Consider the following 23,598-nt stretch of genomic DNA (forward strand, 5'->3'; position numbering starts at 1 on the left):
CGAATGCCTCCATTCCGGCGACCGCGCATCCCTTCGAATCCCGCTACCCAAGGTAACCAACCACACATGGCTCAATACGTCTATTCGATGAACCGTGTCAGCAAGACCGTGCCGCCCAAGCGGCAGATCTTGAAAGACATTTCGCTGTCCTTCTTCCCCGGCGCCAAGATCGGCGTGCTCGGCCTGAACGGCTCGGGCAAGTCCACGCTGCTCAAGATCATGGCGGGCGTCGACAAGGAAATCGAGGGCGAGGCGCTGCCGATGCCCGGCCTGACCATCGGCTACCTGGAGCAGGAGCCCAAGCTCAACGCCGAGCACACCGTGCGCGAATCGGTCGAGGAATCGATGGGCGCCGTCAACGCGGCCAAGAAGCGCCTGGAAGAGGTCTACGAGCTGTACGCAGCCGAAGACGCCGACTTCGACGCACTTGCCGCCGAACAGGCCGAGCTCGAGGCCATCATCGCCACCGCCGGCACCGATTCCGAGCACCAGCTCGAGATCGCCGCCGACGCCCTGCGCCTGCCGGCCTGGGACGCCAAGATCGGCGTGCTCTCGGGCGGCGAAAAGCGCCGCGTCGCGCTGTGCCGCTTGCTGCTGAGCAAGCCCGACATGCTGCTGCTCGACGAACCGACCAACCACCTTGACGCCGAATCGGTCGAGTGGCTCGAAGTGTTCCTTCAGCGCTTCCCGGGCACCGTGGTGGCCATCACCCACGATCGCTACTTCCTCGACAACGCCGCCGAGTGGATTCTCGAACTGGACCGCGGCCGCGGCATTCCATGGAAGGGCAACTACAGCACCTGGCTCGAGCAGAAGGGCGAGCGCCTGGCGCAGGAGCAGAAGAGCGAGGAAGCCCACGCCAAGGCCCTGAAGAAGGAGCTCGAGTGGTCGCGCCAGAACCCGAAGGCCCGCCAGGCCAAGAGCAAGTCGCGCCTGGCCCGCTTCGAGGAGCTGAGCGACGTCGAATACCAGAAGCGCAACGAAACGCAGGAGATCTTCATTCCCGTGGCCGAGCGCCTGGGCAGCCAGGTGTTCGAGTTCAAGAACGTCAGCAAGTCCTTCGGCGACCGCATGCTGATCGACAACCTGAGCTTCAACATCCCGGCGGGTGCCATCGTCGGCATCATCGGCCCGAACGGCGCCGGCAAGTCGACGCTGTTCAAGCTGCTCGCGGGCAAGGAAAAGCCGGATTCGGGCGAGGTCGTCATCGGCCAGACCGTGAAGATGGCCTTCGTCGACCAGTCGCGCGACGCGCTGGGCGACCAGAAGACCGTGTGGGAAGACATCTCGAACGGCCTCGACATCATCAACGTCGGCAAGTTCCAGATGGCCAGCCGCGCATATGCGGGCCGCTTCAACTTCAACGGCGCCGACCAGCAGAAGAAGGTGGGCACGCTGTCGGGCGGTGAACGCGGCCGCCTGCACCTGGCCAAGACGCTGATCGCCGGCGGCAACGTGCTGCTGCTTGACGAACCGTCGAACGACCTGGACGTGGAAACGCTGCGCGCGCTCGAAGACGCGCTGCTCGAATTCGCCGGCACGGTCATGGTGATCAGCCACGACCGCTGGTTCCTCGACCGCATCGCCACGCACATCCTCGCGGCCGAAGGCGACAGCCAGTGGACCTTCTTCGACGGCAACTACCAGGAGTACGAGGCCGACAAGAAGAAGCGCCTGGGCGAAGAGGGCGCCAAGCCCAAGCGCATGCGCTACAAGGCGCTGAAGTAAGGCTCAGGCGGCTTCGGCTGTTTCGACAAGAGCGCGTGGTTCCGCAAGGGGCCGCGCGCTTTTTTCATCGTCCGCCGCGAACACGTCGCGCGCCGCGAAGATGCCGTTGAGCGCCGCGGGGAAGCCCGCGTACACCGCCATCTGCATCATGATTTCGACCACCTCGTCGCGCGTCACGCCGACGTTCAGCGCGGCCTGGATGTGCACCTTCAGCTGCGGCGCGGCATTGCCCATGGCGGTGAGCGCGGCCACCGTCGCGATCTCGCGGGAGCGCAGGTCGAGGCCGGGGCGCGAGTAGATGTCGCCGAACGGAAACTCGATCACCAGGCGGCCGAAGTCCGGCGCGATGCCGGCCAGGCTCTCGACCACCTTGACGCCGCCTTCGCCGTCGATCTCATGAAGCCTGGCCAGGCCACGCGCGTAGCGCTGGTTGTCGCTTTGGCCCTGGTCTTTTTGCGTGTTCGTCATCGCTCGTCTTTCCTTCCCGGGCCTTGCCCGACTTGGGAGGACGCTTCTGCGTTTTCTCGATCTCGCTGTAGTGGTCGATCTTGAACGACAGCGCCTGCATGGATTGCTGCAGCGCCGCCACCTTGGCCTGAACTTCGACGAGGTGCCGTTCGAGCATCTCGCGCCGTTCGCCGACGCTGGCGTCCCCCTGGCTTCGAAGCCTGACGAAGGCCTGCATGCCCTGGATGGACATGCCGGTTTCGCGCAGGCGCAACAGGAAATCCAGCAGGTCCATGTCGGCGCTCGCATAGCGCCGCTGACCGCCGGGTGCACGGGACACCGCGGCGATCAGCCCGATGCGTTCGTAGTAGCGCAGCGTGTAGGCCGTGAGGCCGGTTCGTTCCGCGACTTCCGCAATGGTCAGACTGGTTTCCATGGCGTTGATTCTCGAAATTAGAGCGCGCTCTAAGTCAAGCGCCTTGCCGAACTATTTTTGAAAGCCGTCCAGGTCGGCATCCAGCCAGCCGCGCAGGCTGTTCACGAAGGCCAGGGCCCGCACCCGGGGCAGATCGTCTACCCGAACGACCGCTTCGGCAAGCTGGCCGCCGCGCACGCGGTTGGCGCGGCCGATGCCGTTCAGCAAACCGCAGTGCAAGGGTGGCGTGACCCAGCGGCCGTCGAGCAGCAGGGCGATGTTGCCGCGCGTGCATTCGGTGATTTCGCGGTCGCGGTTCCACAACAGGGTGTCGAACACGCCCGGGGCGGTGGGCGCGAAGGCTTCGTAGTGGGCGCGGCGGGTGGTCTTGAATCGGGTGAAATCGCCGTGGGCTTCGTCGAATGGCCGCTCTGCGAGTTGCAGGCGCACGCGCGCCGGCGGCGCTTCCATCGCGAAGGCCTCGGCACGCGGCGTGCCCTGCGCATCGAGCAGCAGGCGCACGCGCCACATGCCCGCGGCATGACGCGCCTTCAGTCCGTCGAGGCAGCGGGCGACCGTCTCCTCGTTCCACGGGCGGCCGAAGTGCGCCGCCGCGGCCGCCATGCGCGCCAGGTGCTCGGGCGCGTCGCGCAGTTCGCCGTCCGCCAGCGCGAGCGTTTCGAGCAGGTCGAACGATGGCGTCGAGGCCTGGCCTGCCCGGTCCAGGAAGGCGCGCTTGTGATGCCATTCCTCCCACTCCGCATCGGCCCGCGCATCGGCCGTGATGCCGCTGCCGATGCCGCAGCGCGCCTCGCCGTTTCGCAGCGTCACGGTGCGGATCGGCACGTTGAAGGTGGCATGGCCTCCGGGCCGCACGATGCCCACGGCGCCGCAGTACACGCCGCGCGCCTCGGGTTCAAGCTCGCGGATCATGCGCATCGCGCTGACCTTGGGTGCGCCGGTGATCGAGCCGCAAGGGAACAGCGCCCCGAACACGTCGGCCAGCGTGGTGCCTTCGCGCACGAGCGCTTCTACGTCGGAGGTCATCTGCCACACGGTCGGCAGCGCCTCGGTGTGGAACAGGCGCGGCACGCGCACCGAGAAAGGCCGCGCCACGCGCGAGAGGTCGTTGCGGATCAGGTCCACGATCATCACGTTCTCGGCCCGCTCCTTCGGCACCGTGCGAAGCCGCTGCGCGAGCGTTTCGTCCTCTGCGGGCGTGGCGCCGCGCGGGGCCGTCCCTTTCATCGGGCGCGTCAGGATGCGGTCGCCCCGCCAGTCGAAGAACAGTTCGGGCGACACCGACAGCACCTGCTCCTCGCCGGTGTCGATGAAGGCGGTGTAGCCGTCGGGCTGAGCCTGCCGCAGCGCCATGAACAGGGTCTGCGCGTCGCCATCGAAGCGGGCATGCAGCGCGGCGGTGTAGTTGAGCTGGTAGAGCTCGCCGTCCGTGATGGCGCGGTGGATGGCCTGCATGCGCCGGTCGAAGTCGGCGCGCGAGATGCCGGGTTGCCAGTCGATCGAAGGCGCGGCGTCGTCGCCCGGTGCTTCAGGCCAGGGCAGGGCCTCGTCGTGCACGCCGAACCAGGCCAGCGGCCCGTCCTCCGTGTGCACCGCGAACGCGCGGTCGAATGCCTCGGCTGCCTCGTAGCGCAGATAGCCCACGCACCATCGCCCCTCGCGGGCGAGCGCCTCGACGGCGTCGAGCACGGGGTGTACCTCGGCCGCGGTGCGCGCCACCAGCACGCGCGACGGTGCGCCGAAGCCCAGGCGCAATCTGCGCGCGTCGCCGTGCGGCTGCGCGAAGTCGATCAGCGTGCGCGGGGTCGTGGGCCGGGTCTTGTCAGACGGCATCGTTCGCCGCTGCCGTGGCCGCGCCGGCCACGCCCGCCTGCGGCGCCTTGGCCAGCACCCGCTTGCGCACCGCGTAGATGTTGTTGCGCAGCGCGTAGAGCTCGTCGGCGTACGACAGCGGCACAGCCACCTTGTTGACCACGCGGTCGAGCTGGTCGAGGTCCTCGAGCAGCGACTTCCGCTCGTCCTCCTTCGCCAGCGTTTCCGTATCGACCTTCGCCTCGATGTCGCGCAGCCGCGCATACCAGCGGAACACGCGCCGGCGCACGCGGAACTGGTACAGCGGCGGCACCACGCGGCTCAGCGGCAGCATCAGCACCAGCAGGCCGCCAAGCACCAGCCACATGCGCTCGACGAGGTTGCTGGCCCAGAAGGGCAGGTAGCGCTGCCAGATCGGCGGCGTGCCGTTGATGGCGCGGTCGCCCTCGGGGCTCACCGGCAGTTCGCTGGTGCGGGTGTTGGGGAAGTCGCGCGTCCGGTTGAACCAGCCCGCGCTGCTGTGCACCGACTGCGCCGCCTGCGCGAACAGCTGGCGCAGGGCCGGATGCGTCTCGTCGCGCGACAGCAGCGAAGTGGTGGCCGCGAGCAGCGACACGTCCTGCGGCGGCATGTCCTTCGACAGCTCGATCATCCCGCGCGGCAGTGTCACCGGAGAGAGGAACGGGAAGCGCCGCGAGTATGCGTCGGCCTGCCCGAAGTCCATGAGCTTCACGTCGCCGGAGCGCAGCAGCCGCTGCACCTGCGGAGACTGCGGCGCGGAAGACAGCACGATGGCGTCGAGGATGCCGGCCTCCAGCGCCTCGGCGGCGGAGGCCTGCTCCAGGTTCGACAGCAGCAGGTCGTCCGGGCCGAGCCTGTTGGCCTTGAGCATGCGCTCCATGATGTCGGGCAGCCCGCTGCCCGGCAGGTCGACGTTCACGCGCAGGCCGCGCAGCTGGGCGAGCGAGGTCAGCGTGGCGGTCTTTCGGTCGATCTTCTGGGCCGACTCGGTGCGGTAGAAGAGCCAGATCGGCTCGTAGAACAGGCTGCCCAGCGAGGTGAGCCCGGCTTCCTCGTCGGCCACCGGGTCGGCGCTGCCGCCGCGCACGAAGCCCACATCCGCGCCGCCGGTGCGCAGCAGCTGCAGGTTCTCGGTCGAGCCCGAGGTGGGCTTGAGCTCCACCTCGATGCCGTTGTGCCGCAGCGCCTCGGCATAGCGCTTGCCGAACTGCGCGTAGGCGCTGCCCGTGGGACCGGTGGCCAGCGTCACGTGCTTGGGCGGCTGGGGCTGGAGCCACCAGTAGGCGGCGATCAGCAGCCCGATGACGATGAACACGATCGGCCCTGCCGAAGCGATCAGGTCGCGGATCGACAGCAGTATCAGCTTCAGGGTTCTGGGGAACGCCATGGTGGTCCCTCCTGTTTTCAGCCGCGCGCCGAGCCCAGGTCCGCCGCGCAGGGAATGTGCAGGTCGCCCACCGTCACCGTGCGCGCCGCGTGCACCGCGCGCAGCGTGGCGATGGCGACGGCCTCGGCGGCCATGGTGCTGAGCACCGTCATGCCGGGAGCATCGCCCTCCAGCGGCACGCGGCCGGTGGCCAGCGCGAACAGCGTGTCGCCGTCGCTCATGGTGTGCACCGGGTTGATGGCGCGCGCCAGGCCGTCGTGCGCCACGTTGGCGAGCCGGTTGGCCTGCACCTTGGTCAGTACCGCGTCGGTGGCGATCACGCCGATGGTGGTGTTGGTGCCCGCGAGCAGGGGCTTGGGGCTCAGGCCGCGCAGCAGAGCGCGGCGCGTGTCGAGCAGGGCCTTGCCGTCCTCGGTGCGCGCGCCGGCCACGGGCTGGCCGGTGTCGTGGTCGATCACGTCGCCCAGCGAGTTCACCGCGATCAGCGCGCCTACGGTGATGCCACCGACCTTGACCGAGGCGGTACCGATGCCGCCCTTCATCGCACGTTGCACGCCGAAGAGCTTGCCCACCAGCGCGCCGGTGCCGGCGCCCACGTTGCCCTCGGCGGGTGCGGCGGTGCCGGCGGCCTCGCAGGCGGCATAGCCGGCCGCGGCATCGGGGCGGATGCGCGCGTCGCCCATGGGCAGGTCGAACAGCACGGCGGCCGGCACGATGGGCAGGGTACCGAAGCGCACGTCCATGCCGATCTTGCGTTCCTCCATCCAGCGCATCGCGCCCTCGGCGGCGGCCAGGCCCCAGGCGCTGCCGCCCGCGAGCACCACGGCGTGCACCTGCTGCACGAAGTTGCCGGGCGCGAGCAGGTCGGTCTCGCGAGTGCCGGGCGCCGCGCCGCGCACGTCCACGCCGGCCACGGCGCCGTCGCGCGCCATGATCACGGTGCAGCCGGTGGGGCGGCGGGTTTCGGTGAAGTGGCCGACCTCGATGCCGGCGACGTCGGTGATGGCACCGGCGGAATGTGAGAGTGAAGAAGACGGGGCTGACATGGCGGCCGATTATGAGACCGCACCCCTTACGATTCCCGGCATGACGGTTGCAAGAAGTTTCTCTTCCGCCGCGGGTGCCGCCGACGGCAGGCGCCACGTGGTCGTGATCGGTGCCGGCGCGGTAGGCAGCGCCACCGCCATCGAGGCATTGCGCGCGGGCCTGCGCGTGACGGTGGTGGAGCCCGGCGAGCCGGGCGGCCCGCACGCGACGAGCTACGGCAATGCCGGCTGGCTGTCGTCGCATTCCGTGGTGCCGCCCGCGCTGCCGGGGGCGTGGCTCAAGGTGCCGGGCTGGCTGGCCGACCCGCTCGGGCCGCTCGCCCTGCGCTGGCGCTACCTGCCCCGCGCCATGCCGTGGCTGCTGCGCTACCTGGCTTCAGGCTGGACCGAGGCGCGCGTGCAGCGCACGGCGGACGCCCTGCGCACGCTGCTGGCCGATGCGCCAGTCCTGCACGCGCGGCTGGCCGCAGAGGCCGGCGTGCCGCAGCTCGTCGAGCAGCGCGGTCTGCTGCACGCCTACCTGTCCCGCGCCGAGTTCGACGGCGACGCGCTCGGCTGGCGCGTGCGCCGGCGGACCGGGGTGCAGTGGGAGGAATGGCCGCAGGACGAACTGCGTCGCCGCGAACCCGACCTGCATGCGCGCTACACCTTCGGCATCTTCGTGCCCGAGGCCGGCCATTGCCGCGATCCGGGCAGCTACGTGGCGGCCCTCGCGCGGCATGCGCTCGAGGCGGGCGCCGAACGCATCGCGACCCGCGCGACGGGTTTCCGCATCGAAGGAGGCCGGCTGCGCGCGGTGCTCACCGAAGCCGGCGAGATCGCCTGCGACGGCGCCGCCATCTGTGCCGGCGCGCGCTCGGGCCCGCTGGCCGCCGCGGCCGGCTCCGCGGTGCCGCTGGAGTCGGAGCGCGGCTATCACGTGGTCGTCGAAGACGCCGCTGCCGGACCGCGCACGCCGACGATGGTGGCCGACGGCAAGCTCATCGCCCACTGGATGGACGGCGGCCTGCGCGCGGCCGGGCAGGTGGAGATCGCCGGGCTCGAGGCAGCGCCCGACTGGCGCCGTGCGGAGATCCTGCACACGCACCTTCGATCGATGTTTCCCTCGCTGGCTCGGCCCGCGCCGGGCTCGCCTTCGACGGTGAAGCACTGGCTCGGACACCGCCCGAGCCTGCCCGACGGGCTGCCCTGCATCGGCCCGGCGGCAGCCAGCGCCGACGTCGTGCTGGCCTTCGGTCACGGGCACGTCGGCCTGTGCGGCTCGGCGCGCACCGGGCGGCTGGCGACGCAGCTGCTCGCGGGCATTGCGCCGGAGATTCCGCTAAAGCCCTTCGACCCGGCTCGCTTCTAGCTCCCCGCTAGAACTCGCCGTGCTCCAGCTCGGCAAGCAGCGCGTGCGTCGCGCGGCTGAGAAACGCCGAGCGGCGCACCACGCACGCCACCGGAACGCGCACGTCCAGGTCCGCGACGTGGATCAGCGCGAGGCTTCCCCGCGCGACTTCCTCGGCAATGCCGCTTTGCTGCAGGAACGCCAGGCCGAAGCCGGCCTCGACCAGCCGCTTCTGCGCCGTGAGGCTGTCGACGGCGCTCCAGTCGACCTGTTCCACGCCCCGCACCAGGAACTGCGAAAAGATCGCCTCCGCATGAGGCTCGGTGCGCCGGGGCGGCTGGGGAAAGGCCAGCCACCGCTCCTTCGAGAGCCGCACCAGCGACTTCAACCGCTTGCCCGCAAGCGGATGAGAGGGCGCGCATGCCACCACCAGTTGCTCGTGATGAACGACCTTGCACAGGAGGTCGGGCGACGGGTCTTCGTAGTAGCGCAAGCCCACCGCCACGTCGCTGGCGCGCACCTTCTCGCTGACCTCCGCGCTGGTGGCCGTCTGCAGCCGGATGTCGAGGCCCGGAAGCGATGCGCGCAGCCTCGCGAGCATCGCAGCCAGTCCCGAACTCGCGAGCGTGCCGACGGCCGCGATGTGCACGGTGCCCGCCGCGTCCGACTTCGCGGCCTGCACGGCGGCGACCGCATCGCCCAGCGCCGCGGCCACCTTCTCGGCATGCGGCAGCAGCGCCTCTCCCGCCTGGCTCAGCCGGAGCCCGCGGCCCACGCGTTCGAACAGCACGGCGCCGAGTTCTTCCTCGAGCAGCGCGAGGCGGCGGCTGATGGCCGACTGCGTGCGCGACAGCGCGGTCGCGGCGGCGGAGACGCCGCCTTGCCGGTGGACCATCAGGAATGTGGCGAGTGCTTCCGAATCCATGCGAGGCAATCCATGCAAGAAATAGATGGGTTGGAGAAATATTATGCGTTTGACGCACGCCGAACCGAAATCCACCATCGAGGCCTTTCATCGACCACGACGGAGCCGGAATGGACCAGAAGACACGTGCGGCGCGCGGCCGCGCCTTTCTCGAACTGCACAGGGCGGGCGGCGGCTTCGTCATGCCCAACGCCTGGGACCCGGGCAGCGCGGTCCTGCTCGCATCGGAGGGCTTCAAGGCCATAGGCACCACCAGCGCGGGCATCGCCTTCTCGCTGGGACGGCCCGACTACAACGTGAGGGACGCCCGCCTCTCGGTCGGCCGTGAGGAGATGCTCGAGGTGGTGAGGAAGATCGCCGCGGCGGTGGACATTCCCGTGAATGCCGACCTGGAGGCAGGCTACGGCGACGAGCCCGCGGACGTCGCCGACACCATCCGCATGGCCATCGAGGCCGGCGCGGCGGGCGGCAACATCGAGGACACCGATGCCGCGCGCGGGCGGCTGTTCGACGAGAAGCCGGCCGTCGATCGCATCGCGGCGGCCCGCGGCGCGATCGATGCCGCGGGCGGCGGCTTCGTGCTGAACGCGCGCACCGACGCGTTCCAGTTCCGGTTTCCCGGCGACGACGCGCTGGGCATCGCGATCCGGCGTGCCAACCGTTTCATCGAGGCGGGCGCGGACTGCGTGTTCGTGCCGGGCGTGACCGACCCGGCTCTCGTGCGCACGCTGGCGCGCGAAATCGCGGGCCCCCTCAACATCGTGGTGGGGCTGAACGAGGCGACGGCCGGCGCTTTCGAGTTGATCGAGGCCGGTGCCGTGCGGATCAGCGTGGGCGGCTCGATCGCGCGCTCGGTGATGGCGCTGGTCAGGCGCAGCGCGCAGGAGCTGCACGCGCTCGGAACGGTGTCCTACGCGCGCAGCCAGATCCCGCAGCGCGAGCTCAATGCCCTGTTCGAAGCGGCATTGAGGACGAGGGCGAACGCAGGCCTCAGTTCGACGGCGCGATCGACAGCACCGTGAGCGCGCCGTCGACCTTGTCGGCCGTGAACTGCACCTTGTCGCCAGGCTTCACCTTCGTGAGCAGCGCAGGGTCGCTCACGCGGAAGACCATCGTCATGCCCGTCATCTCGAGGTTGGGAATGTCGCCGTGCTTCAGCGTGATCTTCTTCGCGTCGGTGTCGACCTTGCGGACTTCGCCCTCGACGGAGGGCAGGGCGGCTTGCGCGAAGGCGGCAGCGGCGAGCAGGGCGGCGGAGAGGGCGGTGAGCAGTTTCTTCATGATGGGTTCCTTGGGGGATGAGGGAATGAGAGGTGGTTTCAGCGATAGCTCTGGTAGACGCGCGTGCTGCCGTCGGCCAGCACCAGCAGCACGTCGTAGGGATCGCGCTGGTCGCCGTAGGCGGGGCCGTCCATGCCCGGCGAGCCGACCGGCATGCCGGGCACCGCGAGGCCGACGGCCTTGGGCTTTTCCTTGAGCAGCCGCTGCACTTCGCGCGCGGGCACGTGGCCTTCGATGGCGTAGCCGCCGACCAGGCCCGTGTGGCACGAGCCCAGCTTCGCGGGAATGCCCAGCCGGTTGCGCGCGGCCGTGTTGCCTTCGTCGTGCACGCGAGTGGCGAAGCCGTTCTTGTTCAGGTGCTTCACCCAGTCCTGGCAGCAGCCGCAGTTCGGGGCCTTCCAGATCTCGACCATCGGCGCGGCGGCCAGTGCGGTCGTCGTGGCGAAGGGCAAGGCGGAGGAGGCCAGCGCCAGCAGCATCTTTCTTCTGCGCATGGCGTTCTCCTTCAGGACTTGCCGGCGGCGGGCAGCACGCGCACGCGGCCGGCCATGCCGAGCTCGTAGTGATCCTTCACGAGGCAGGCGAAGTCGAAGTCGCCGGCGCGATTGAAGGTCCAGACCATGCTGCCGGTCTTGCCGGCGGGCACGTGCACCATCCACGGGTCGTCGTGCTCCATGTCGGGAAACTTCTTCATCATGGCCGCGTGGGCCTCGATCTCGGCGGTGGTGCCGAGCACGAGTTCGTGCAGCTCCTTTCCGCGGTTCTTCAGCCGCAAGCGGATGGTGTCGCCTTCACGAACCTCGATGACCGAGGGCGTGAAGGTCATGTCGTCGGCCATCGCGATGTCGATGGTGCGCTTCACCGCGGCGGCCTTGCCCGCGATGCCCCAGGGCTTCTGCTCCGGGGCGAGTTCGGCCGCGCCTTTCGGCTTGGGTTTGTCGTGGGCCTCGTGCGCGAACGAGGCGCTGGCGAGTGCCGCGAGCATGAGGCCGGCGGCGATGGACTTGAGGTGTGTCTTCTTCATGAGGTGAGCTCCGTAAAGAAAGGAGGAGAGGAGAAGGGGTCAGTGGTTGTGCGCGTCGTGCCCCGAGGGCTTGCGCACGGTCGCGTCGGGCTTGCCGCCCTTCGGCGACGCAGGCGTTTCCTTGCGGGTAGCCGGCGGCACGTTCGCGTTCGGCACTTCGCGCGCGACCGTGCCCGCCGGATGCCTGAACCAGCCCGGATCGCGGTAGTCGCCCGGCTTCTGGTCGCGCCGCACCTTCAGCAGCGTGAACATGCCGCCCATCTCGGCCGAGCCGAAGGGGCCGGTGCCGGTCATCATCGGCACGGTGTTGTCGGGAATGGGCATCTCCATCTCGCCCATGTCGGCCATGCCCTTGTCGCCCATCACCATGTAGTCGGGCACGAGCTTGCGGATCTTCTCGGCCACGCCCTTGTGGTCGACGCCGATCATGGTCGGCACGTCGTGGCCCATCGGCCCCATGGTGTGGTGCGACTTGTGGCAGTGCAGCGCCCAGTCGCCTTCCTCGTCGGCGATGAACTCCATCTGTCGCATCTGGCCCACCGCCACGTCCACCGACACTTCGGGCCAGCGCGCGGTGCGCGGCACGGGGCCGCCGTCGGTGCCGGTCACCTCGAACTCGTGGCCGTGGATGTGTATGGGGTGGTTGGTCATCGTGAGGTTGCCCGCGCGGATGCGCACGCGGTCGCCCTTGCGCACGTTGAGCGTGTCGATGCCCGGGAACACGCGGCTGTTGAAGCTCCAGATGTTGAAGTCGGTCATGGTGTTGACCTTGGGCGTGGCGCTGCCGGGCTCCACGTCGAAGCTGCCGAGGAGGAAGCAGAAGTCGCGGTCGACCTTCTCGATCAGCGGGTGCTCGGCCTTCGGGTGCGTGACCCAGAAGCCCATCATCCCCATCGCCATCTGCACCATCTCGTCGGCGTGCGGGTGGTACATGAAGGTGCCGGGGCGGCGCGCGGTGAACTCGTAGACGAAGGTCTTGCCCGGCGGTATGTGCGGCTGCGTGATGCCGCCCACGCCGTCCATGCCGTTGGGCAGGCGCTGGCCGTGCCAGTGCACGGTGGTGTGCTCGGGCAGCCTGTTGGTCACGAAGATGCGGACCTTGTCGCCTTCCACCACCTCGATGGTCGGGCCGGGCGACTGGCCGTTGTAGCCCCACATGTTGACCTTGAAGCCGGGTGCCATCTCGCGCACCACGGGCTCGGCGACGAGGTGGAATTCCTTGACGCCGGCGTTCATGCGCCAGGGCAGCGTCCAGCCGTTGAGCGTGACGACGGGGTTGTAGGGCCGGCCGTTCGGCGGCACCAGCGGCGGCGCGGTGGCGGTGGAGCCCTGGGAGACGGGTTCGGGCAGCGCTGCCATCGACACGCGGCTGACGGTGGTGGCGGCGACGGCCGTGGCCGCGCCCGCGAAGAAGTTTCGACGGTTCATTTCAGTGGCCTCCCGTTGCGGGGGCATCGCCGGCCGCCGCGGTCTGCGGCGCCGTCATTGCACCGGGCGAGCTGCCCGTGAGCACCAGCTGCAGATCGGTGTCCGCCAGCCAGAAATCGCGCTGCGCCTCGATGCCCGCGTTCACCGCGAGCATGCTGGCGCGCGTTTCGCCGAGCAGTTCCCAGACGCTGGCGAGCATGCCGTTGTAGCGAAGGACCATCTCCTCGTTGACCTTCTTGCGCAGCGGCAGCACATCGTCGCGGTAGCGGCGGGCCAGCGCATAGGCCGTGTTCCAGCCCTGCCATGCCTCGCGCGCCTCGCTCGCGGCGAGCACGCCCACGTCGCGCACGCGGGCCGCCGACTGCAGGTACTGCGCCTCGGCACGGCCGTTGCGCGACTGGCCCCAGTCGAAGATCGGGATGGGCAGCTCCAGCTCGAAGCCGCGCTTGGTCTTCTTCGTGCGGTCGGCGTCGTTGTCGAAGGTGGTGTTGCGCACCACGCCGAGTTCCATCGCGTTGATCACGCTGGTGGCGTGCGTGAGGCCGAGCGAGCCGGCCACGGCGGCGTTCTGCGCCTGCGCCGAACGCACGTCGAGCCGGTCGCGCAGCGCCAGCGCCTGTACGTCGCCGAGCTCGGGCGGTGCCTTCGGCAGCGGCGGCAGGCGATCGGGCAGCGTGTAGCTGGCGGCGCGCTCGCCGCTCAGGCCCATCAGCCGCGTGAGCTGCTCGCGCGAAGCCACGGCCGCTTGCTCTGCGCGTGCCAGCTGCGCGGCGGCATCGGCCAGCAGCAGCTGCTCGCGCGTGCGCTGCAGCGCGCTCCAGTTGCCGACCTGGGCCATGCGGTGCGCGAGTTCGGCGCCGGCTTCGGCGGCTTCCTTCGCGTCGCGCAGGTATGCCACGCTTTGCTGCGCCGCCACCGCGCGCACCCAGGCGCGGCGGGTGTCGGCCGCCAGCACCAGAACGCTCTGCGCGGCCTGCAGCTTGGCCGCCTCGTGCCGCTGGCCGGCCCATCGGGCCTGCCAGGGCAGCGTGACGAGGCCCAGCACGTTGAAGCTGAGCATCCGCTCGAACTCGCGCTCGCTGCCCTGCGCCAGGCGGCTGAAGGAGAGCACCGGGTTCGGCAGGCTCGCGGCCTGCACGCGGTCGGCGTCGCTCAGCTGCAGGGTGGCGAAGGCGTCCTGCACGCGCGGGCCGTTGATGAGCGCGATGCGCACCGCGGCCTCGACGTCGAGCGGCCTGGCGAGCAGCGCGTCGACGCTCTTCTGCGAGGCTTCGTCGGGCGTGCGCTGCGCCGTGGCGCCGGCCATCAGCGGGTTGTTGCCGACCAGCGCCTGCACGTCGGCGCTGCCGCCGTCCGGCGAGAGGCTCGCACAGCCGGCGAGCACCAGCGCGGCGGCCAGCGCGGCGCCGGACCTGATGAATGAAAGCGGGGGCCTGCGAACTGCAGGCGAATCCGGTTCGCTACGCTTCCGATAGCGAAGGAGGCCGGCAGGCTGCCGGCGGACAGGGGAATTCACGTTCGATCTCCATGAGCAATACGGCGGACGCGGCGGGCCGGAACGGGCTCACTGCGGACGGACTACGGGCAGGGAGATCAGGAAATGGGTGGCTTCAGGCCCGAAACGGGCTCGGCGCTGACGAAGCGCGCGGCATGCGCCGTGGGCTGCATGCGGGGGACGTCATTCACGGTGTCGGCAAGGGGCAGGCCGCCCAGCGCCACCGTGTGGCAGACCTGGCATGCGGTGCAGGTGCCGCAGCCCTGGTGATCGGAGTGATCGGAGCTGCTGCCGTCATGGCTGCTGCCATGGGAGGACATGTCCATGCTCATGTCGCTGCCGCCGGCATCCATCGCCTCGTGGCAATGGGCTTCGGCCGCCGCGGTCGCCATGGGCGCAGCTTCCTGCGAAGCCATCGCCATCGCCGCCGGCAGCGAATGCCGCACCATCTCGACCGCCATGGCATCGCCGAGCCAGCCGCGAACGGGCAGCAGGACGATCATGATGGCGAGCAGCAGGGTGCGCATGGGGCGGGATGATAAACCGGTGCCTCAATACACCAGCTGGTTCCGGGCCTTGTCCGCCCACACCTGCAGGTTGTCGAGCAGGTCCTTCTGGCTGAAGGAACAGCTTTCCTCGCTGAAGAGCGCGCCCGACTCCAGCCGGTCGAGCAGGTTCAGCAGCACCTCGCCGTAGCGCGGGGGGAGGGCGCCCAGCAGCTCGGTGCTGGCGCGGGCCTCGTTCGACAGCGTGGTGATCGATCCGCCGCCATCGCGCAGGGCCGCGATGCGCACGGCGATGGCGTCGAGTTGCAGCGCGGCGCTCATGACTTGCTGTTCTTTCCCGGTGGCGGCAGCGACAGCCCGCGCTCGCGCATCAGGTCGCGCAGGATGTCGGGGTAGTCGGTGATGATCCCGTCCGCGCCCCAGTCCATCAGCCGCTGCATGTCGGCGCGCTGGTTCACGGTCCAGGGCAGCACCTTCATGCCGATCTTCTGCGCTTCCCTGATGACTTCCGGCGTCAGGTCGGCGAAGGCCGGCGACCAGATCACCGGACTCGGCGCGTTGGCCGACGCCGCCCTGACCATCTGCGGCACCGAGGCGAAGCTCGCCGGGTCGAAGCCGTCGGTCCAGCGCTTGTCCTTCAGCGTGCGGGGCGTCGTGAGGTAGGCGCGCGGCATCTGCGGCGCGAGCTTGCCGACCAGCGTCAGCGTGCGCCAGTCGAAGCTCTGGATGGTCACGCGGTCGGCCATCTTCGCCTTGTCGATCTCGGCGAGCAGCGCGCGCACCATCGGCTCGGGCGCGGCAGTCTCGTCGGGCTTCGACGGATCGATCTTGGTCTCGATGTTGAAGCGCACCGTGGCCGCGTCGGCGCCGCGCGCCTGCACCTGCTCGAAGAGCGAGGCCAGCGTGGGAATGCGTTCGCCGTCGCGCGGAATCTGCAGCGCGAACTGCTTGCCGTAGTTGCTCGCCGGGTCGAGGCGGCCCACGTCGTAGCTCTGCAACTGCGCCAGCGTGAGCGAGCGGATCGGGGCGCCGCTCTTCGGTGCCAGCCAGGCACCGCTCGCGTCGCGCGTGTGGTCGGGGTTGAGCGATGTGTCGTGCGAGATCACGACCACGCCGTCGGCGGTGAGGCCGATGTCGAGTTCCAGCGTGGTCACGCCCATGTCGATGGCGTTGGAGAACGCGGCCAGCGTGTTCTCGGGCGCCAGCCCGCGTCCGCCGCGATGGGCCTCGAGGTCGAAGTGCTGGCGGGCCGTGGGCGCGATGGCGGCGCAGCCGGCCAGGACGAGCGCGCCGGCGAGGAGGGCGGATGTCTTCATTTGAGCTGCACCTTGATCCCGTTGTCCTGCACCGTGATGTCGCCGATCTCGTAGGTCTTGCGCCCGACCGTGAGTTCGTCGGCCGTGAAGCTGCGCAGCACCTGGCCCTGCAGCAGTTCCTGGGCGACCACCGCACCCACCTTCTGCAGCCGCTCGGCGTCGCGGCCCTCGACGCCCTGCAGCTCGAGGCGCTCGGCCTTGGGCTGGTCGAGCCGCAGGGCGCGCGCGTTGGCGTCGTACTTCAGCGCGCTGCTGACCGACACCACGCCCTGCACCGGCGAGGCGGCCAGCAGGGGGCTCGCGATGGTCAGGGTGGCGGTGATGGCCGCGCGGTTGGCCTGCGCGTTCAGGCCCAGCTGCGGGTCGCGCAGGCCGACCATGAAGATCTCGGCGTAGCGCTCGGCCACCGGGAAGCGCTTGGCGATCTGCGACTGCAGCTCGTCGCGGCTGGCCGTGTATTCGCTGGTGAAGAAATTGAAGCCGGCCAGTGCCGCGAAGGGCGCCTGCAGGGCTGCGGCGCCCAGCAGCGCGCGCAGGAGCCGGCGGCGGGAGGTGGGATGCAGGTTACGAATGTTCATGCTTCTCGGAGCTTGCCACAGGCGTGGGCCGCTTCCCTGACGCGGCGAAGAAGGCGGGGGAGGATGGGCGCGGTTTTTTAACGGTTCGTAAAGTTTTCTGTCTGAATTGCAAAGTGCCGTAGTAAATAGTGTCTATATTCCCGCCTGCGCACCAGGCAGCGTTTCCCGCGCGGTGGAAATGCCAACCCATGCGAGCGGCGGAGCAGCCTCGGCGCCTGCCCGTTTCCTCCTCACACGGATGCTCTTCATGCTGCTTCAACCCGACAGCTCCGGGGATGCGGGTGGTCGCCCGACCGGCCTGGAAACCCGCGACGCCCCGGCATCGTCGCCTTGTCGTTCCGCGAACGCCCACCTGCCCGACGCGGTGGCGTGGATGGCGGTCTGGGCGGTGGCCTGGGTTTCGGTCCTCATGGCCCTGAGCTGGTCGCCGCCCACCGACTCGGTCGAGCAGCTCGTCTGGGTGCGCTCCATCGAGTGGGGCTACCACAAGCATCCGCCGCTGCCCACGATGATGATCTGGCCGCTGGTCCAGCTCTTCGGCATTCACGAATGGGTGGTCGGCGCCGCGGGCGCGCTGGTCATCTCGGGGGCGCTGCTGATTTCATGGCGGCTGGTGCGCGAGCTGGCCGGCAGGCATTTCGCGGCCCTGGCCATGCTCGGCTCGCTGAGCATCACCTACTACAGCGGCCGCACCAACTTCTACAACCACAACACGGTGCTGCTCCTGTTCGTGGCGGCGGCCGCATGGTTCTGCTGGCGTGCCTTCGCGGACCGATCGCCGAGGGCCTGGCTCGCGCTGGGGCTGATGCTCGGGCTCGGCGCGCTGGCCAAGTACCAGGTCGTGCTGGCCGCCCTGTGCGTCATCGTCTTCTGGCTCACGCAGCGCGGCTGGCGCGATCCGCTGCACCTGCGCGGCCTGCTGAACGCCGCGCTGGTCGCGGCCGTGGTCTTCGCGCCCCATCTCTGGTGGCTGGTGGCGCACGACTTCCTTCCGTTCCGCTACGCGGCCCATACCTCGCTGGGCGCCGCGATGGCCTGCGCGCAGCGCGCGGCCCACGCGGTGCACTGGCTTGCCGACCAGTGCAACAGGCTGAGTCCGGCGCTGCTGCTGGCGGCCGGCCTGCTGTGGAAGACGAGGCGCGAAACCGTGCCCGCTTCGCCCGACCCGGTTCCAGCCGTCGCTCCGGACGCCCGCGTCTTCCTTCTCATCTGGGGGCTGCTGCCGCTGCTGACCATCGTGCTGATCGGCCTCGTCACCGGCGCCGACCTCCAGTTCCAGTGGGGGACCGCCTTCATGTCCTTCACCTGCGCGGCGCTGATGCTCTTTCTCCCCGAGGGCCGGTGGCACCGCATCGAACGGCGCGACGCCGTGACCGGCTTCCTCGCGGTCCAGATACTGCTGTTCGCCATGACCTGGGTGATGTCGCCGATGAGCGGCCTGGGCCTGTCGAAGAGCAGGTCCGCCGGGTTTCGTTCGGAGCACTTTGCCGCGCGGATCGGGCCGCCGGCTCGTACCGTGCTCGGCGGCCCGGTCAGGATCGTCGCCGGCTCCGCCCGGATCGCGAGCGCCTTCGCGCTGCGCATGCCCGAGCGGCCGCTGGTCCTGCTCGACGGCGACATGACGGCCAGCCCATGGCTGAGCGTCGCGCAGATCCGCCGGCACGGCGTGCTGTGGGTGGGCGACGAGAACTCCGCGCCGCCGCCCGGCCTGGAGCGGCACTGGGTGACGGGCAAGCTGTGGTGGAGCGTGCAGCAGCCCGAGCCCGAACCCGACCCCCCGGCTCAGGAAGACGAGCTGTCGGGCGACTGAACCGCGAGTTCGTAGCGGGCGAAGGACGATTCGCCCTTGCGGATCACGCTGTGCAGCGAGAAGCCGAAGCGCTCGTACAGCGAGCGCAGCGGCGCCCGGTCGGCCACGCAGTCCAGCCGCAGGAAGGGCCGGCCGATGCCGCGGGCGCGTTCGCGCGCGAAGGCCAGCAGCTGCAGGGGCACGCCTTGCCCCGCGGCTGCGCGTCGCACCGCGAGCTTGTGCACGTACAGCGATGTGCCGGCCTCGATCTCGGGCCAGAAGTGCGGATCTTCGAGGTCGAGCCGCATGACGCCGGCCACGTCGCCGTTGCTGCGAGCGATGAAGTAGCTGCCGGCATCGGTGTCGCGCTGGATGCGTTCGAGGGCGACGTCCGCCGCCGACCACAGCGGCCGGCCCTCGGCGGCGATCCATTGCGCGGCTTCGTTCAACACGGCCGCGACGGTGGCGGCTTCGGTGGGCCTGGCTTGTTCGATCTGCATGGGGCACGGAGCATAGCGGCCCTGGGCGTCAGGCATGCCTCACGACGTCGAAGCCTTCCTGCGGCGACGGCGCGGCGAAGTGGCTCGTGATCAGCTCGAACTGCTCGTCCGTCGTCTCGAAGGGATGGGTGCCGCTCGCGTTGCGCGCGCGCAGGCGCTCCTTGCAGACCGCGTCGGGCACGTCGAGGAAGTGCAGCGCGTGCGCCGCGCCGGTCGCCTCGAAGATGCCGCGCATCCACTGGCGGCTGGCCACCGTGTTGGCGGGAAAGTCGAGCACCACCGACACGCCGGCCTGGAGCAGACCGGCCACGTGGGGCGCCATGACCTGCTTCAGTCGGCCCGCGCAGCGCACGTAGTCGGGCAGTTCGCGGATCTCGCCCGGGTAGAGCGCCGCGAGCCATGCGTCCTCGCTGATCAGCACCGTGCCCGGCGCCGTTGCGAGCTGCTTCGTGAGCGTCGACTTGCCGGCGCCGATCTTGCCGCAGACCATGTGAAGCACGGGGGTGGATGTGGCGGTCAATTCGTTTCTCCTGCTGGATGGGTCTTGAAGAGCACCCCGGGAAACGAAAAACCCGCCTCCTGGGGCGGGTCGCGTGGAATGTGCCTGTGAAGCTGCGCGCTAACCCACCATCCTTCTCGGGATGATGCGAATGATCGACGCGATGTACAGGCAGGCCACGGGAGGAGGATAGCCCACGCCGGCCTGCGCGGTCGTCAGTCGTGCAGCGACGACAGGAACTGCTTCAGCTCCGCCGTCTGCGGATTGCCGAACAGCTCCGCCGGCGGTCCCATCTCGTGCACGCGGCCCTGGTGCATGAAGATCACGCGGTCGCTGACCTTGCGCGCGAAGCTCATCTCGTGCGTGACCATCAGCAGCGTCATGCCCTCGTCGGCCAGCGACTCCACCACGCGCAGTACCTCGCCCACCAGCTCGGGGTCGAGCGCGGAAGTGATCTCGTCGCACAGCAGCACGGCCGGCTCCATCGCCAGCGCGCGGGCGATGGCCACGCGCTGCTGCTGGCCGCCGGAGAGCTGGTCGGGCATGGCGTCGAACTTCTCGGCCAGGCCCACGCGCGCGAGCAGCTTGCGCGCCTGCGAGGCGGCTTCGAGGCTGCTGCGCTTCTTCACCAGCGTGGGCGCGAGCATCACGTTCCTGCCGACCGTGAGGTGCGGGAACAGGTTGAAGCTCTGGAAGATCATGCCCACGCGCTGGCGCAGCTCGCGCATGGCCATGGCGCTCTCGTGCAGCAGCGGCTTGCCGTCCACCGTGAGCGAGCCTTCCTGGAAGACCTCCAGGCCGTTGATGCAGCGAAGCAGCGTGCTCTTGCCCGAGCCGCTCTTGCCGATGATGGCGATCACCTCGCCGCGCTTCACGTCGAGGTCGATGCCCTTGAGCACCTCGTTGGTGCCGTACGACTTGCGCAGCGCCGTGATGCGCACGATGGGCGAGCCCACCGTGGTGGCGGGTTGTTGTTGCGGTTCAAGCACGGCGGCCATGGGATTTCCTCTCGAGGTTCTTGGCGTACAGGCTCACGGGAAAGCACAGCACGAAATAAAGCAGGGCCACGCAGCTGAACACCACGAAAGGCTTGAAGGTGGCGTTCGAAATCATGCTGCCGGCCTTTGTGAGTTCGACGAAGCCGATCACCGACGCGAGCGCCGTGCCCTTGATGACCTGCACCAGGAAGCCCACGGTGGGCGCGATGGCGATCTTCACGGCCTGCGGCAGGATCACGTGGCGAAGCTGCTCGCCGAAGCTCAGCGCGAGGCTGCCCGAGGCCTCCCACTGCCCCTTCGGTATCGAGGCCACGCAGCCGCGCCAGATCTCGGTGAGGAAGGCGCTGGTGTAGAGCGTGAGCGCCACGCTGGCGGCGGTCCACGCCGACACGTCGATGCCGAAGAGGGCGATGCCGAAGTAGGCCAGGAACAGCTGCATCAGCAGCGGCGTGCCCTGGAAGAGCTGCACGTACAGGCCCACGACCTTGCCGATCGCCTTGCCGCCGCGCAGCCGCAGGAAGAGCAGCAGCGCGCCCACGATGCCGCCGCCGATGAAGGCGATGAGCGAGAGAACGACGGTCCAGCGCAGCGCCAGCAGCAGGTTGCGCAGGATGTCCCAGAGAGAGAAGTCAGCCATGATGAAAAGGGGCTTTCTTGCCGTGTCCGCTCAGCGGCCGAAGAAGAACTTCGGCCCCGCCCAGTCGAGCAGCCGCCGCAGCGCCACCGACAGCGCCAGGTAGACCAGCGTGGCGACGATGAAGGCCTCGAAGGCGCGGAAGTTTCGGCTCTGGATCAGGTTGGCCGCGTAGCTCAGCTCCTCGGTGGAGATCTGGCCGCACACCGCCGAGCCCAGCATCACGATGACGATCTGGCTCACCATCGCGGGCCACACCTTCTTCAGCGCCGGCGGCAGCACCACGCGCAGGAACACCTGCGAGCGGCTCAGCGCCAGGCTCACGGCCGCCTCGATCTGCCCCTTGGGCGTGGCCTCGATGCCGGCGCGGATGATCTCGGTGGAGTAGGCCCCCAGGTTCAGCACCATCGCGATCACCGAGGCCACCTCCGGCGTGAGCTTGACGCCCGCCGCCGGCAGCCCGAAGAAGATGAAGAACAGCTGCACGATGAAGGGCGTGTTGCGGATCAGCTCCACGTACGTGCCCACGACGGCGCGCAGCCATTTGGGCCCGTCGGCACGCGCCCACGCGCAGAAGGTGCCCACGATCATGCCCAGCACGGTGCCGATGGCGGTCAGGCCGACGGTCCACGCCACGCCGCGAAGCAGCAGCGGCCACTCGGAGAGCACCGCACCGAAATCAAACTCGATGTTCATAGGTCAGTCTGTTCGTGGAACGCCGCGGAACCGGCTTCGCCGGGCCGCAGGCGTTGCCCCCGGCGAGGGGGTGTGCGCAGCGACACGAAGTGCGCGAAGCATGGGGGAGTGCCCGTTCAGACGGGAAGGTCGCCGGCGGCCTTGCCGAGCCACTTCTTGGACATGGCGTCGAGCGTGCCGTCCTTCTTGGCCGCCGCGATGATTTCGTTGACCTTGGTCTTCAGCGCGGTCTCGCCCTTGGCGACGCCGACGAAGCAGGGGCTGTCCTTCAGCAGCAGCTTGAACTCGGCACTCACCTTCGGGTTCTTGGCGAGCATGTCGCCGGCGACCGCGGCGCTGGTCGCGATGGTCTGCGTCTGGCCGGCCACGAAAGCCGCGATGGTCGCGTTGTTGTCCTCGAAGCGGCGGTAGTCGACGTTCGGCGGCGCCACCTTGTTCAGCTCCTGGTCTTCCATCGCGCCGCGCGTCACGGCGACGGTCTTGCCGGCCATGTCGGCGAAGCTGGTGAGCTTCATGCTCTTGGCGGCGTACACGGCCTGGAAGAAGGGGGCGTAGGCCGACGAGAAGTCGATCACCTTCTCGCGCTCCGCGTTCTTGCCCAGCGTGGAGATCACGAGGTCGGCCTTCTTCGTCTGCAGGTACGGGATGCGGTTGGCGCTGGTCACGGGCACCAGCTCGACCTTCACGCCGAGCTTGGCGCCGATGAGCTCGGCCATCTCCACGTCGAGGCCCTGCGGCTTCATGTTCTTGTCGACCGAGCCGTAGGGCGGGTAGTCGGTGGGCACGGCGATCTTGATGGTCTTGGCCTTGAGCACGTTGTCCAGCGCGTTCTGGGCGTGCGCGGCGCCGGCCGAGGCCAGCATGGCGGCGGAAGCGAGCGCCAGGGCGACGCGGCGTTTGGAAGCAGAGAAGGTCATAGCAGGGCTCCTAGGTAAGTCGAAGAATCGGAATCGGGGGACGCGCCGGGCTTGCGGCGCTTGCCCTTGGGCGTGGCGGGCGCAGTGGGCGCGGCCGTGTTCTGCAGCGGCGCCAGCGCGTCGCGCAGCTGGGCCAGCGGATCGGTGGGGGCCTGCACGCGAAGGGCGGACTGCACCGTGCCGATGTGCTCGGCCATCAGCGCCTCGGCGGCGGCGTGGTCGCCGCGCTCCAGCGCCGCGACGATCTGCACGTGGTCTTCGCAGGACTGCACCGCGTCGTGCGTAGACTGGTAGAGCATGGCGATCAGCGTGGTGCGGGCCGTGTAGTCGCGCAGCGTGTCGGCCAGCAGCGTGTTGCCCAGGCACTCGGCCAGGCACACGTGGAAGTCGCCCAGCAGGAAACTGCGGTTGCCGACGTCGCTCTCTTTCAGTGCGGCCTTTTCACGCTGCAGGTGCGCTTTCAGCTGGCGCAGGGCGGTTTTCTCGATCTTGCCGGCGGTGCCCGCGCTGCGGATGAGGCCGAGTTCGATGACGCGCCGCGCCTCGAAGGCCTCGCGTGCCTCGTCCTGCGAGGGCTCGATGACGAACCAGCCGCGCCGCGCGCTCACCGTGACGATGCCGCGCGCCGCCAGCCGGGTGAGGGCCTCGCGCACGATGGTGCGGCTGCAGTCGAACAGCATCGCCAGCTGCTGCTCGCCCAGGCGCGAACCCGGCGCGAGCTTCTGCGCCATCACCGCCTCGACGATGCGTGCACTGATTTCGGATGCGGAAATGGCCATAGGCCTGCATACCAGCAGCTTCTGTG

Annotated in this window: 26 protein-coding genes; 4 read left to right on the forward strand and 22 right to left on the reverse strand. The window is 69.3% G+C overall.

Translation table 11 applies throughout. The features are described from left to right. The first annotated feature begins 66 nt into the window (after positions 1 to 66). Positions 67 to 1,728 carry an energy-dependent translational throttle protein EttA gene (gene ettA, locus BMY35_RS13570; RefSeq protein WP_093199490.1) on the forward strand — a complete coding sequence of 554 codons (1,662 nt, stop codon included), beginning with the start codon at positions 67 to 69 and terminating at the stop codon, positions 1,726 to 1,728. A gap of 3 nt (positions 1,729 to 1,731) precedes the next feature. Here ettA and BMY35_RS13575 read toward each other — a convergent pair whose 3' ends face one another. The 5 genes from BMY35_RS13575 to BMY35_RS13595 are packed head-to-tail and all read right to left on the reverse strand — an operon-like array spanning position 1,732 to position 6,877. After that, positions 1,732 to 2,196 (reverse strand): carboxymuconolactone decarboxylase family protein, encoded by a 465-nt coding sequence (locus tag BMY35_RS13575; protein ID WP_093199492.1) that lies wholly within the window; start codon positions 2,194 to 2,196, stop codon positions 1,732 to 1,734. Beyond that, on the reverse strand, positions 2,123 to 2,611 hold the full coding sequence (locus tag BMY35_RS13580) for a MerR family transcriptional regulator (RefSeq protein WP_093199495.1): 489 nt from the start codon (positions 2,609 to 2,611) through the stop codon (positions 2,123 to 2,125). The genes BMY35_RS13575 and BMY35_RS13580 overlap by 74 nt, the downstream gene beginning before the upstream one ends. Positions 2,612 to 2,662: 51 nt before the next feature. Further along, positions 2,663 to 4,444, reverse strand: coding sequence for an aminodeoxychorismate synthase component I (gene pabB / locus BMY35_RS13585; RefSeq protein ID WP_093199498.1), 1,782 nt, complete (start codon positions 4,442 to 4,444; stop codon positions 2,663 to 2,665). Further along, on the reverse strand, positions 4,434 to 5,831 hold the full coding sequence (locus BMY35_RS13590; protein WP_093199500.1) for a TAXI family TRAP transporter solute-binding subunit: 1,398 nt from the start codon (positions 5,829 to 5,831) through the stop codon (positions 4,434 to 4,436). The genes pabB and BMY35_RS13590 overlap by 11 nt, the downstream gene beginning before the upstream one ends. A 17-nt stretch (positions 5,832 to 5,848) precedes the next feature. After that, positions 5,849 to 6,877, reverse strand: coding sequence for a P1 family peptidase (locus tag BMY35_RS13595; protein ID WP_093199503.1), 1,029 nt, complete (start codon positions 6,875 to 6,877; stop codon positions 5,849 to 5,851). A gap of 40 nt (positions 6,878 to 6,917) precedes the next feature. On the opposite strand from BMY35_RS13595, the gene BMY35_RS13600 reads away from it, so the two are divergent. Then, positions 6,918 to 8,228: an NAD(P)/FAD-dependent oxidoreductase gene (locus tag BMY35_RS13600; RefSeq protein WP_093199669.1), complete on the forward strand. Its 1,311-nt coding sequence runs from the start codon at positions 6,918 to 6,920 to the stop codon at positions 8,226 to 8,228. 7 nt (positions 8,229 to 8,235) lie between these two features. On the opposite strand, the gene BMY35_RS13605 is transcribed toward BMY35_RS13600, so the two are convergent. After that, positions 8,236 to 9,132 carry a LysR family transcriptional regulator gene (locus BMY35_RS13605; RefSeq protein WP_177213635.1) on the reverse strand — a complete coding sequence of 299 codons (897 nt, stop codon included), beginning with the start codon at positions 9,130 to 9,132 and terminating at the stop codon, positions 8,236 to 8,238. Positions 9,133 to 9,242: 110 nt separating this feature from the next. Here BMY35_RS13605 and BMY35_RS13610 point away from each other — a divergent pair, with 110 nt between their 5' ends. After that, positions 9,243 to 10,154 (forward strand): isocitrate lyase/PEP mutase family protein, encoded by a 912-nt coding sequence (locus BMY35_RS13610; RefSeq protein ID WP_093199508.1) that lies wholly within the window; start codon positions 9,243 to 9,245, stop codon positions 10,152 to 10,154. Here the strand turns inward: BMY35_RS13610 and BMY35_RS13615 are convergent. From BMY35_RS13615 to BMY35_RS13655, 9 genes are all read right to left on the reverse strand, one after another. Further along, positions 10,123 to 10,413 (reverse strand): copper-binding protein, encoded by a 291-nt coding sequence (locus BMY35_RS13615; RefSeq protein ID WP_093199511.1) that lies wholly within the window; start codon positions 10,411 to 10,413, stop codon positions 10,123 to 10,125. The two genes, BMY35_RS13610 and BMY35_RS13615, sit on opposite strands and share 32 nt — an antisense overlap. 38 nt (positions 10,414 to 10,451) lie before the next feature. After that, positions 10,452 to 10,907, reverse strand: a complete 456-nt coding sequence (locus tag BMY35_RS13620) for a DUF411 domain-containing protein (protein WP_093199513.1) — start codon at positions 10,905 to 10,907, stop codon at positions 10,452 to 10,454. An 11-nt stretch (positions 10,908 to 10,918) separates the two neighbouring features. Next, a complete protein-coding gene (locus BMY35_RS13625; protein ID WP_093199516.1) occupies positions 10,919 to 11,437 on the reverse strand; it encodes a cupredoxin domain-containing protein in 519 nt (172 codons plus the stop codon). Between the two features lie 39 nt (positions 11,438 to 11,476). After that, a complete protein-coding gene (locus tag BMY35_RS13630) occupies positions 11,477 to 12,865 on the reverse strand; it encodes a multicopper oxidase family protein (RefSeq protein WP_093199518.1) in 1,389 nt (462 codons plus the stop codon). Position 12,866: 1 nt separating this feature from the next. After that, positions 12,867 to 14,381 (reverse strand): TolC family protein, encoded by a 1,515-nt coding sequence (locus BMY35_RS13635; RefSeq protein WP_093199521.1) that lies wholly within the window; start codon positions 14,379 to 14,381, stop codon positions 12,867 to 12,869. A 77-nt stretch (positions 14,382 to 14,458) separates the two neighbouring features. Next, positions 14,459 to 14,887, reverse strand: a complete 429-nt coding sequence (locus tag BMY35_RS13640) for a hypothetical protein (protein ID WP_093199523.1) — start codon at positions 14,885 to 14,887, stop codon at positions 14,459 to 14,461. A gap of 24 nt (positions 14,888 to 14,911) precedes the next feature. Beyond that, on the reverse strand, positions 14,912 to 15,187 hold the full coding sequence (locus BMY35_RS13645) for a hypothetical protein (protein WP_093199526.1): 276 nt from the start codon (positions 15,185 to 15,187) through the stop codon (positions 14,912 to 14,914). Beyond that, positions 15,184 to 16,182 carry a glycerophosphodiester phosphodiesterase gene (locus tag BMY35_RS13650; protein ID WP_093199528.1) on the reverse strand — a complete coding sequence of 333 codons (999 nt, stop codon included), beginning with the start codon at positions 16,180 to 16,182 and terminating at the stop codon, positions 15,184 to 15,186. The genes BMY35_RS13645 and BMY35_RS13650 overlap by 4 nt, the downstream gene beginning before the upstream one ends. Continuing rightward, positions 16,179 to 16,760 (reverse strand): DUF1439 domain-containing protein, encoded by a 582-nt coding sequence (locus BMY35_RS13655; RefSeq protein ID WP_093199530.1) that lies wholly within the window; start codon positions 16,758 to 16,760, stop codon positions 16,179 to 16,181. Before BMY35_RS13655 ends, BMY35_RS13650 begins: the two co-directional genes overlap by 4 nt. A 247-nt stretch (positions 16,761 to 17,007) precedes the next feature. On the opposite strand from BMY35_RS13655, the gene BMY35_RS13660 reads away from it, so the two are divergent. Next, positions 17,008 to 18,570, forward strand: a complete 1,563-nt coding sequence (locus BMY35_RS13660) for an ArnT family glycosyltransferase (protein WP_177213636.1) — start codon at positions 17,008 to 17,010, stop codon at positions 18,568 to 18,570. On the opposite strand, the gene BMY35_RS13665 is transcribed toward BMY35_RS13660, so the two are convergent. From BMY35_RS13665 to BMY35_RS13695, 7 genes are all read right to left on the reverse strand, one after another. Then, positions 18,543 to 19,049 (reverse strand): GNAT family N-acetyltransferase, encoded by a 507-nt coding sequence (locus tag BMY35_RS13665; RefSeq protein WP_093199673.1) that lies wholly within the window; start codon positions 19,047 to 19,049, stop codon positions 18,543 to 18,545. The two genes, BMY35_RS13660 and BMY35_RS13665, sit on opposite strands and share 28 nt — an antisense overlap. Positions 19,050 to 19,077: 28 nt before the next feature. Further along, positions 19,078 to 19,539, reverse strand: a complete 462-nt coding sequence (locus BMY35_RS13670; protein ID WP_093199536.1) for a P-loop nucleotide/nucleoside kinase family protein — start codon at positions 19,537 to 19,539, stop codon at positions 19,078 to 19,080. A gap of 224 nt (positions 19,540 to 19,763) precedes the next feature. After that, on the reverse strand, positions 19,764 to 20,546 hold the full coding sequence (locus BMY35_RS13675; RefSeq protein WP_093199538.1) for an amino acid ABC transporter ATP-binding protein: 783 nt from the start codon (positions 20,544 to 20,546) through the stop codon (positions 19,764 to 19,766). Continuing rightward, on the reverse strand, positions 20,530 to 21,183 hold the full coding sequence (locus tag BMY35_RS13680) for an amino acid ABC transporter permease (protein ID WP_093199540.1): 654 nt from the start codon (positions 21,181 to 21,183) through the stop codon (positions 20,530 to 20,532). Before BMY35_RS13680 ends, BMY35_RS13675 begins: the two co-directional genes overlap by 17 nt. A gap of 30 nt (positions 21,184 to 21,213) precedes the next feature. Then, a complete protein-coding gene (locus tag BMY35_RS13685) occupies positions 21,214 to 21,876 on the reverse strand; it encodes an amino acid ABC transporter permease (protein ID WP_093199542.1) in 663 nt (220 codons plus the stop codon). Between the two features lie 116 nt (positions 21,877 to 21,992). After that, positions 21,993 to 22,793, reverse strand: a complete 801-nt coding sequence (locus BMY35_RS13690; RefSeq protein WP_093199545.1) for a transporter substrate-binding domain-containing protein — start codon at positions 22,791 to 22,793, stop codon at positions 21,993 to 21,995. Beyond that, a complete protein-coding gene (locus BMY35_RS13695; protein WP_093199547.1) occupies positions 22,790 to 23,572 on the reverse strand; it encodes a GntR family transcriptional regulator in 783 nt (260 codons plus the stop codon). Before BMY35_RS13695 ends, BMY35_RS13690 begins: the two co-directional genes overlap by 4 nt. Positions 23,573 to 23,598 lie beyond the last annotated feature (26 nt).

Origin of the sequence: Variovorax sp. YR750 (assembly GCF_900109805.1) — a bacterium.
Taxonomy (GTDB): domain Bacteria; phylum Pseudomonadota; class Gammaproteobacteria; order Burkholderiales; family Burkholderiaceae_C; genus Variovorax; species Variovorax gossypii.